This is a genomic window from Pseudomonas sp. NPDC007930, assembly GCF_042958985.1.
In the GTDB taxonomy this organism is placed as follows: Bacteria; Pseudomonadota; Gammaproteobacteria; order Pseudomonadales; family Pseudomonadaceae; genus Aquipseudomonas.
In genome coordinates this window covers 78,124-88,102 of record NZ_JBIBKC010000016.1, presented here as the reverse complement: position 1 = coordinate 88,102, position 9,979 = coordinate 78,124, and the positions used below count along the sequence as shown (strand labels likewise).

Annotated in this window: 8 protein-coding genes; 3 read left to right on the top strand and 5 right to left on the bottom strand. The window is 66.7% G+C overall.

Annotated features, from left to right (window positions below):
- Positions 1–136 precede the first annotated feature (136 nt).
- The gene (locus ACFZCE_RS23320) at positions 137–607 is read right to left on the bottom strand and encodes a hypothetical protein (RefSeq protein WP_390942901.1); all 471 of its coding nucleotides are present in this window, start codon (positions 605–607) and stop codon (positions 137–139) included.
- A 320-nt stretch (positions 608–927) separates the two neighbouring features.
- Here ACFZCE_RS23320 and ACFZCE_RS23315 point away from each other — a divergent pair, with 320 nt between their 5' ends.
- Genes ACFZCE_RS23315 through ACFZCE_RS23305 form a run of 3 tightly spaced genes read left to right on the top strand, consistent with a single transcriptional unit; the run spans position 928 to position 5,320 of the window.
- A complete protein-coding gene (locus tag ACFZCE_RS23315) occupies positions 928–2,652 on the top strand; it encodes a type I secretion system permease/ATPase (protein ID WP_390942900.1) in 1,725 nt (574 codons plus the stop codon).
- Positions 2,645–3,997, top strand: coding sequence for an HlyD family type I secretion periplasmic adaptor subunit (locus tag ACFZCE_RS23310; protein ID WP_390942899.1), 1,353 nt, complete (start codon positions 2,645–2,647; stop codon positions 3,995–3,997). Before ACFZCE_RS23315 ends, ACFZCE_RS23310 begins: the two co-directional genes overlap by 8 nt.
- Complete coding sequence (locus tag ACFZCE_RS23305; RefSeq protein WP_390942898.1) at positions 3,998–5,320, top strand: TolC family outer membrane protein; 1,323 nt, start codon at positions 3,998–4,000, stop codon at positions 5,318–5,320.
- Between the two features lie 52 nt (positions 5,321–5,372).
- Here ACFZCE_RS23305 and ACFZCE_RS23300 read toward each other — a convergent pair whose 3' ends face one another.
- From ACFZCE_RS23300 to ACFZCE_RS23285, 4 genes are all read right to left on the bottom strand, one after another.
- Positions 5,373–6,686 (bottom strand): MFS transporter, encoded by a 1,314-nt coding sequence (locus ACFZCE_RS23300; protein WP_390942897.1) that lies wholly within the window; start codon positions 6,684–6,686, stop codon positions 5,373–5,375.
- Positions 6,687–6,720: 34 nt separating this feature from the next.
- Complete coding sequence (locus ACFZCE_RS23295) at positions 6,721–8,052, bottom strand: MFS transporter (RefSeq protein WP_390942896.1); 1,332 nt, start codon at positions 8,050–8,052, stop codon at positions 6,721–6,723.
- A gap of 45 nt (positions 8,053–8,097) precedes the next feature.
- Positions 8,098–8,883 (bottom strand): enoyl-CoA hydratase-related protein, encoded by a 786-nt coding sequence (locus tag ACFZCE_RS23290; protein WP_390942895.1) that lies wholly within the window; start codon positions 8,881–8,883, stop codon positions 8,098–8,100.
- Positions 8,884–8,972: 89 nt separating this feature from the next.
- Positions 8,973–9,896: a LysR substrate-binding domain-containing protein gene (locus ACFZCE_RS23285; protein WP_390942894.1), complete on the bottom strand. Its 924-nt coding sequence runs from the start codon at positions 9,894–9,896 to the stop codon at positions 8,973–8,975.
- Positions 9,897–9,979 lie beyond the last annotated feature (83 nt).

The following is a 9,979-nucleotide window of genomic DNA, read 5'->3' as shown; positions in this document are numbered from 1 at the left end:
GGCGAAGGGCCAGTCAGGTCATGCGCTCAGTAAAACCATTTGAAGAAATCAGGGCTTTTTAACCCCGATTTAGCGCTCTGATTGCTTAAGTGAACAGCATTACGGCTGTGCCGGGCGATGGGCCGCCCGCGCCGCCTTAGCTCAGCGCCGTCGCCTGCCGAATCAACGCCAGCAAGCGGTCGGCCTGGTCGGTGGCCGGCTGGCCTTCGCTGCCGGTGTGGCTGGCGCTGCTGTCATTGCTGGCCGCGCTCGCGGTTACCGCGGCGGCGCTGCTGGCCGAGGTGGCCGCGCTGGTGGCGGCGGTGGCATCGATGCCGCTGCTGTCGCTGCTGGTGGCCTGCTCGGTGCCCACGCCGAGTTTCTCTTTGACGATCTGCGCAATCTTGTTTTCGATCTGCGCGCGCTGGTCGGCGGGCATGTTCTGCAGGTCTTTTTCGCTCAGGCCCAGTTGCTCGAGGATCAACGCCCGCATGCGTTGCTCCGGGCTCATGGCCATCAGGTTGGCGAACTCCGCGCTGGCGCTGGTGGTGCTGTCGTCGTCGCTGCTCTTTTTAGTGCTGGGCAGGCTGAAAACCTGTAATTGGTCGGTAATGCTGCTGATGCTCATGGCAAGGGCTCCGGTGGGCGATAGCGTCCCTGCAGCAAATACTGGGCCAGTTGCTGAAACCCTTCTGCGATGGGGTTTTTAGCCGTATCTGCCGAGGGCCGTGGGCAAGCCCTTGCCGCTCATGCCGCACACCTTGCCGCCCTTCGTCGCGCACGGCTGGCCGTGCCGGCATTCTGGCTGTAGCTTGCAAAGCGAACGCCGGCGCACCTAACCCTGTTGTACACCGGGCTTTTCCTCGAGTGATTGGAATTCGCCATGATGGCGGAATGAAACGGAACTTCGGCGGTCAGATTTCCCGTTCAGAACCTCGGGTATGACCTATGCGCCTTTCTTTAGACCCCCGCAACGACATCGATGCGGCCTTGCTCGCGTATCGCCGGGTGTTCTGGTCGCTGGCCTTGTTCAGTGGGGTGATCAACCTGCTGGTGTTGGTGCCGTCGCTGTACATGATGCAGGTGTACGACCGGGTCCTCACCAGCCGCAACGAAACCACCTTGCTGATGCTCACACTGATCGCCCTGGGGCTGTTCCTGCTCAGCGCGCTGATTGAGTGGCTGCGCGGCCAGGTGATGATCCGCATGAGCGCCGGTATCGATCAAACCCTCGCCGCGCGGCTGTTCGACGCCACCTTCGCGCGCAGCCTGCGCAGCCATGAAGGTAACCCCGCGCAGGTGTTCGCCGACCTCACCCAACTGCGCCAGTTCATCACCGGCCAGGGCCTGCTGGCGATGCTCGACGCACCCTGGCTGCCGGTGTTCATGGTCGTGGCGTTTTTGTTCCACCCCTGGTTCGGCGTGCTCTCGCTGGTGGTGGCGGTGGTGCTGATCGGCCTGGCGTTCTGGGGCGAGCTGGCCACCCGGCCACTGCTGATGCAAGCCAACGGCTACTCGGCCAAGGCCAGCAACTATGTGAACGCCAGCCTGCAGAACGCCGACGTGATCCAGGCCATGGGCCTGCTGCCGGCGCTGCGCCAGCGTTGGTACAGCCTGCAACAGGGCATGATCGGCGCCCAGGCCGAGGCCAGTGACCGCAGCGCGCGGATCACCGCCATGACCCGCTTCGTGCGCATTGGCGCGCAGTCGCTGTCGCTGGGGCTGGGCGCGCTGCTGGTGCTCGAGGGGCAGATCAGCGCCGGCATGATGATCGCCATGTCGTTGCTGCTGGGCCGGGCGCTGGCGCCGGTGGAAATGGCCATTGCCTCGTGGAAGCAGTTTGTCGGCGCGCGGCAGTCTTACGCCCGCTTGACCACCTTGCTGCAAGAAGAACCGGCACGCCTGGCGCCGCTGCAACTGCCGCCGCCCACTGGCCAGGTCAGCGTCGAAGGGCTTGACGTCGGCCCGCCCGGCGCGCTCGAGCCGGTGCTGCGCGGGGTGCAGTTCAGCCTGGCGGCGGGCGAGGTGCTGGCAGTGATCGGCCCCAGCGCCTCGGGCAAATCGAGCCTGGCGCGGGCCATGGTCGGCATCTGGGCGCCCAGCGCCGGGGCCGTGCGCCTGGACGGCGCGCCGCTCGACCAATGGGCGCCAGAGGCGCTCGGCCCGCACCTGGGTTACCTGCCGCAAGACATCGAACTGTTCGACGGCAGCGTGGCGGAAAACATCGCCCGCTTTGGTGACCTGGCCGCCGAGCCGATCATCGAGGCGGCGCGCCATGCCGGCATCCACGAGATGATCCTGCGCTTTCCCAACGGCTACGACACCCGCCTGGGCCCTGGTGGGCTGGGCCTCTCGGGGGGGCAGAAGCAACGCCTGGGGTTGGCCCGGGCGCTGTACGGCAAGCCACGGCTGATCGTGCTCGACGAGCCCAATTCGAACCTCGACGAAGCCGGCGAGGGTGCCCTGATGAAAGCCCTGCAGGCGCTCAAGGCGGCCGGCAGCACGGTGCTGTTGATCACCCACCGGCCCAGCGTGCTGGGCGTGGTGGATAAGATCCTGGTGCTCAACAACGGCCGCCAGCAACTGTTCGGCGCCAAGGACCAGGTGCTGAAAACCGTACTGCCCACGCCCACCGGGCCGACGGTGGTCAAAGGAGGGCGCCGCGATGCCTGAGCCGATTCGCAAGCTGCCGCTGGCCGAAGTGCCCAAGCTGGCGCGCCCGGTGGCCAGCAGCGACGCCGCCGGCACCGCCCGCCGCGGCCTGTGGTTTTTGCTGATCGCCCTGGGCGGCTTTCTCGCCTGGGCGTTTTTCGCGCCGCTCGACCAGGGCGTGGTCGGCCAGGGCACGGTGGTGGTGGCCGGCGAGCGCAAAACCGTGCAACCGCTGGTGGGCGGAGTGGTGGAGCAGATCCTGGTCAACGAGGGCGATGCGGTGACCCAGGGCCAGTTGCTGGTGCAACTGAACACCGTGCAGGCGCAGTCGCAGTTGGCGGTGACCCGCGGCAAGCTGATCAACGCCCGCGCCACCGAAGCGCGGCTGACCGCCGAGCGCCTCAAGCAAACCACCATTACCTGGCCGGATGACCTCCTGGCGTTGGCCGCCGACCCCCGGGCCAAAGCGGCGATGGCCCTGCAACAGAACCTGTTCAGCACTCGCGCCGCCGAGCTTGCCAGCCGCCAGGGCATCGTCGAGCACGAAATCGCCTCGCTCAATCAGCAGCTCAAGGCCTACCAGCAGGTGCGCGGCAACTACGACGCGCAACTGGGCTTCCAGCGCGAAGAACTGCAAGGCCTGCGCGAGCTCGCCCGCGACGGTTACGTGCCGCGCGCCAAGCTGTTCGAGGCCGAGCGCAACGCCGCGCAGATGAGCGGGCAACTGGCCTCGAGCATCGGTGACATCGGCAAGACCGTGCAGTCGATCAACGAGAGCAAGCTCAAGGCGCTGCAACAAGACCAAGAGTTTCGTCGCGACGCCGAAACCCAGCTGAGCGATGTGGCCGCTGAGGCCGCCGGCTACGCCGAGCAGATTGCCGCGCTGGAGTTCGAAGTGGCCAATGGCGCGCTGAAGGCCCCGGCCAGCGGCCAGGTGCTGGACCTTACCGTGCACACCGTCGGCGGGGTGGCCACTGCTGGCCAGGCGCTGATGAGCGTGGTGCCTCAGGGTACGCCGCTGGGGGTGACCGCGCGCTTCCCGCCGATGCTGGCGAACAAGCTCAAGCCCGGGCTGCCGGTGCAGGTGCACTTCACCGCGCTGCAGCGGGTCGACACCCCGGTGGTGATCGGCCGTGTGACCACCGTGTCGGCCGACCAACTGATCGATGAGCAAACCCACACCCCGTACTTCTCGGCGCGTATCGAGCTGCCGGCAGACACCCTCACCAAGCTGCGCGCCGCCGGCCTGCCGATCAAGCCAGGCATGCTCGCCGACGTGACCGTGGTCACCGGGGAGCGCACGCTGGTCAATTACCTGGTCAAACCGCTGCGCGAGCGTTTGCTGGCGGCCTTCAAGGAAGAATGAATGCGAACCCTGTTGCTCGCCGCCGCGTTGCTCAGCCTGAGCGCGCAGGCGGCTGACACCCCGCGCCTGACCCTGCTGCAACTGTACGACGCCTCGCGCCTGAACGACCCGGTGATGCGCTCGGCAGACTTCGCCCACCGCGCCGCGGAAAACGAAGAAGCCATCGGCCGCGGCGGGCTGCTGCCGCAACTGTCGCTCAATTCCCGCTATGGCCGTGGCGGGCGCACCGACGGTGGCAGCGACAACGAGTACGTGAACAGCGACGACTACCAGGCCAACAGCGTGTCGCTGATCGCCCAGCAGCCGCTCTACGACAAGGCCCGCTGGGCCGCCTATGAAGAAGCCAAGGCCCGTGGCAGCCTGGGTGAAAATCAGTACGACGCGGCCAACCAGTCGCTGTTCGACCGGGTCACCAAGGCTTACTTCGCCGTGGCCCGGCTGGAGAACGAACTCAAGCTGATCAGCCAACAGAAGGCCGCCATCGCCGGCCTGGTGGAGCAGAGCAAACGCTTGTACAGCGCCGGCCAGGGCGCGGTCACGGATGTGGACGAAGCCCAGGCGCGCTATGACCTGGTGCAGGCCCAGGAGGCGGAAAACCAGGCCAACCGCGAGGCGGCGCTGCGTACGATCGCCGGGCGCGGCAGCCTGCCGCTGCTCGAGGTGCTGCCGATGCGCGAAGCGCCGCCAGAGCGCAACCCGGTGGCCGCCGAGCACAGCCTGGAGTACTGGACCCACCTGGCGCGCAACGCCAGCCCCGAGCTGGCCGCCCGCGCCACGCAGATCCGCGTGGCCGAGGCCCAGGCCGACACCCAGCGCGCCGGGCATTACCCGACGCTGTCGCTGACCAGCCAACTGACCCGCCGCGACAACTCCCAGTACCAGGAGCTGTCGCCCCGCCAAGACAGCTACTACGTCGGCTTGTCGCTGGACATCCCGCTGTACCGTGGCGGCGCCACCAGCGCCTCGGTGCGCAAGGCCAGCGCCGCGCTCTCCGGCGCCCAGGCCGACTACGACGCCGAACGCCAGCAACTGGCCGAGGATGTCGAAACCGACTACATGGGCGTGGTCGCCGGCTACGCCAAGAGCAAGGCCCTGCAGCGCGCGGTAGAGTCGAACCAGCGCGCGCTGGTGTCGACCCAGAAGGGCTTCGAAGGCGGCGTGCGCTCCACGGTCGACATCCTCGATGCCCAGCAGCGGCTGTTCGAGGCACGGCGCGACCTGCTCAACAGCAAGCTCGACATGCTCGCCAGTTTCGTCAGCCTGCACGTGCGCACCGGGCAGATGGACCGTGGGGTGCTGGAGGCGGTGCAGGGGTTGTTTTGAGTGGCCTTTCAAGCCCTCGCAGCACGCACGCGTGTGCACCCGTATCCGGCCCTCACAACTCGATGCGCTCCACCTTGGCGATCATCAACCCCACCGCCGCCACCCCGAGCAGGGCCATCACCGATACATACACCAACCCACCGATGTAGCTGCCGGTGGCCTGGATGATCAAGCCGATGACCAGCGGGGTGACCGCGCCGCCGATGTTGGCGCAGAACTGGCACAGCCCCACGGCCGTGGCGGTGCCGGTGCTCGGTACCATGTCGACGACGATGGCGTCCAGGCCGCCGGCCATGCCCTGGCCAAAGAATGCCACGCTGAGCAAGGCGATCACCGCCAGCGGTTCGCTCAGGTAGTTGGCGATGAACAGGCTGGAGCACAGCAGCATGCCAAGGATGACCGGCAGCTTGCGCGCCCGGCTATGGCCGACGTTGCGCTGCGACATGGCGTCTGACCAATGCCCGCCAAAGATCATCCCCAGCATCGCGGCAATGAACGGCACGCTGGCCCAAAGCCCGGCCTTGATCAAATCCATGCCTTTTTCATGCACCAGGTAGTTGGGGAACCAGGTGAAGAAGAAAAACAACGTAGAGGTGAGCGAAAACTTGGCAATGTACACCCCCCACATGTCGCGTTTTTTCAGCAGCGCGCCCACCGTGGCCCATTGAAACGGCGTGCGCTGGCCGGCCGCGGGCACCGCGTCGGTGCCGGCGATCAGCGCCCGCTCGGCGGCGTTGATCCGCGGGCAGTGTTCGGGTTCGCGGTAGTGCCGGGCCCAGGCCAAAGCAAACAACAAACCCAACCCGCCGCACAGCAGGAACACCACCTTCCAGCCGATCACTGTCACCGCCCAGGCCAGCAGTGGGGCGAAGAACGCCAGGCCGATGAACTGCCCACTGACATAGGTACTCACCGCGCGGCCACGCTCTTGGCGGGCGAACCACGAGGTGACCACCCGCTGCGCAGAGGGGAAGCACGGTGCCTCGGTGGCACCCAGGCCCAGGCGCAGTAACAACAATTGCACGCTGCTGCCGGCCAAGCCAAACAACATCGTGCACAGCGACCACAGGGTCAGCGACCAGGCAAAGGTGCGCTTGGCGCCAAAACGGTCAATGAGGATGCCCGAGGGCAATTGCATGGCCATGTAGGTCCAGCCGAAGGCGGAGAAGATCACCCCCATCCAGGCGGGGTCTATCTGCAGCTCTTGCTGGATCAGCGGCGCGGCCACCGAAACGATGGTGCGGTCGAGGTAGTTGATCGACACGCCGGTGAACAGCAAGAACAGCATGAAATAACGCACGCGGCTGGCCCGCGCCTGGCTGCCAGCGGCCGCTGCGGCCGCCAGTGCTCCTTCAGGCTTGATCATGATGAGGATCCCTGTGTGAGGTTACCGAGAGCAGTCAGTGTTGGCGCGCGGGGCCAAAGGGCGCCGCGGCGGCGGAAGGGGCAGGGGCAGGGGCTTGGTAGCGTTCGCCGCCACTGGCGATGGCAGCCAGCGACAACAGGTTGAGCAGTAGGCCGACACAGAGCATCGGCCACCAGGCGCCGTCGAAGCGGGCTGCCAGCCAGGTGGCCAACAACGGCGCGCAACTGCCGATCAGGTTGGCCAGGTTGTAGCCCACCGCCGAGCCGCGGTAGCGCACTGCCGGCGGGAAGGCTTCGGCGAAATACACCGGCTGGATGCCCGCGTGCAATTGCACCGCGCACAGCAGCAAGACCACCCCGGCGGCCACCAGCCAGGCATTGCCGCTGGCCACCAGTGGGAAGAACAGCGCCAGCGCGGCGAGCATCAGCAGCGAGGCGCTGAGCATGCTCTTGCGCCGCCCGCGGCGGTCGGCCATCAGCCCGCCCACGGCCATCGCCAGCATCGAGCAGAGGTGGGCGAGAATCAAAATGGCAAAAGCGGCCTGCTTGCCCAGGCCCAGTTGGTTCACCGCATAATTGAGGCTGTACACCGCGGCAATGAAGTAGCCCGTGGACGGCGCGGCCCACACCAGCATCAGCCGCAGCATCGCCGGCACATGGGGCCCAATTCGGGCCGGGGCCGCCGCATGCCGGGCCTGGGTAAACGCCGGCGCTTCGCTGACCCGGAAGCGAATGTACAACCCCACCGCCACCAGCACGAAGCTGAACAGAAACGGCAAGCGCCAGCCCAAGGCATCGAACTGCTCGCTGCTCATCCACGCGGAGATCCCGAACAACAGGGCGTTGGCCAGCACCTGGGCCAGCGGTGAGCCCATGGCGATGAACGCGCTATAAAACCCGCGCCGCCCGGCGGGGGCGTGCTCCATGGTCAACAGTTGGCTGCCAGTGACCTCGCCGCCCAGCGCGAAGCCTTGCAGGAAGCGCAACACCACTAACGCGATCGGTGCCCACACACCCAGGCTGGCGTAGGTGGGCAGCACGCCGATCAGGAACGAGCACAGCCCCATCAACACAAAGGTGAACACCAGCATCGTACGCCGGCCAAGGCGGTCGCCATAGTAGCCGCACACCAGCCCGCCGAGCGGCCGCGCGACGAAGCCCACCGAGAACGTGGCGAAGGCCGCGAGGGTGGCGGTGGTGGGGTCTGTGGCGGGAAAGAACAGCTTGGGCAGCACGGTGGCCGCGATCGCGCCATAGGCCGCGAAGTCCAGCCATTCCAGGGCGGAACCGGCGATGCTGCTCAGCGCCGCGCGGGTGGCCATGGGGCTGGCAATGGCCTGGGTGTGATGTTCGCCAGGTGGGTTCATGGTGTATCCCTATTGTGATTGTTCGAGGATATTCAGCGCGCCGGGTTACTGCCCGGCCCAGCGGGGCGTGCGTTTCTCGGCGAAAGCGCGCGGGCCTTCGACGGCGTCCTGGCTGGCGAGCATGCGTGCGGCCATGGGGTAGTCTTCGTGCAGGGTGGCGTTGAGGTCGGCCTCGCGCAGGCTCTGCAGCATCACCTGCTTGGAGGCCTGCAGCGCCAACGGCGCGCACTCCAGCAATTGCGCCGCCAGCGCGCGGGCGCTGGCCAGCACGGCGCTGGCCGGCACTACGCGGTTGATGATGCCCATCTCCAGAGCCCGCGCGGCATCGACCGGTTGCGCGGTGAGCACCAGTTCCATCGCGTGCTTCATACCCACCTGCCGAGGCAGCCGCTGCAATAGGCCGCCACCCAGCGCGGCCAGGCCCACCCGTGGTTCGGGCAGGCCAAAGCGCGCGTGGTCGGCAGCCACGGCCAGGTCGCAGGCAGCGAGGATTTCCATCCCGCCGCCCAGGCACAGGCCATTGACCGCAGCGATCAGCGGCTTCCAAAGGTCGAAACGGTGAGTGATACCGGCAAAACCGGTGGTGGGTTTGCGGTGGTCGCCGGTGTGGGCCAGGGCCTTGAGATCAGTGCCCACGCAAAATGCGCGATCGCCACTGCCCGTGATGATCGCCACGCGCAGGGAGGGGTCCTGGTTGAAGCGGTCGAAGGCGTCGGCCAACTCGGCATGCGCGGCGGGGTGCAGCGCGTTGAGTACTTCCGGGCGCTGCAGGGTGAGGGTCAGCAGGGGGCCTTCAACCTCATAACGGCAGAACTGATACGGCGGTAGCATGGCGGCGCCTCTTGTTGTTTTAGTCTGCGGCCACCTTAAAAGCGCGGCCGAGGCGGCGTCCATGCGCTGGCCGCTATACCGCTATTGCCCTATTCAATAATCCGCCCCACCTGCTGGAACAACTGCGCGCACAGGCCGCGCAACCAGCGGTTGCCCGCGTCGTGATGGTAGCGTACGTGCCAGTGCTGCTTGACCGGGAAGCCCGGCAGCGGCACCGGGCAGGGCAGCATCTTCAACGGGCTGTCGCGCACCAGGGTGTGGCCGATCAGGCGCGGCACGGTGGCGATCAGGTCAGAGCTGAGGATCAACGACGGCAAACCGAGAAACCCCGGCAGGCGCACCCTTACACGGCGCTCGATGCCCTGCTCGGCCAGGGCAATATCCAGCCGCTGGTGGCCGAAGCCGGCGGAAATCCCGATGTGCTCCTCCGCCTGGTATTCGCTGATTGCCAGCGCGGTGGCGACCCGCGGGTGGGCCTGGCGTACCACGCACACCCAATCCTGCTGGTAGAGGGTTTGTTGGTAGAAGCCGGTTTCCAGCTCGGGCAGAAAGCCCAAGGCGAGGTCGGCTTCACCGGCCTGGAGTTTTTCCAGGGTCTGATGGTCGATGCGCACGGCCTCCAGGTTAACCGCTGGCGCCAAGTGTGCGATGCGCTGGTATAGCTCGGGCAGCAAGGTGGCGTGGCTGGCGTCGGTCATGCAAATGCGGAAGGTGCGCTGCGCCCTGGCCGGGTCGAAGGCGGCCTCGGCGGTAGACAACTGGCGCACTAGCGCCAGGGCATCGCGGCAGGTGCCGACCAACTCGTCGGCGCGCGGTGTGGGCTGCATGCCGGCGCCCGTACGCACGAACAGCGGGTCGCCCAACTGCTCGCGCAGGCGCCCCAGCCAGATGCTGATGGTTGGTTGGCTTTGCCCCAACTGTTCGGCGCAGCGGCTGACGCTACGGGTGCTGTACATCAGGTCGAACAGCCTGAGCAGCTTGAGGTCGAGCAGGGTGTGGTCGGCGTTGGTCATGTTGTTATTGCCTTGGGTAATACAGCCATTGTGGCCAGCGAATAGACCGTGGGCGGGCAGGGCGGATAGCGTGGGGGCCCAAT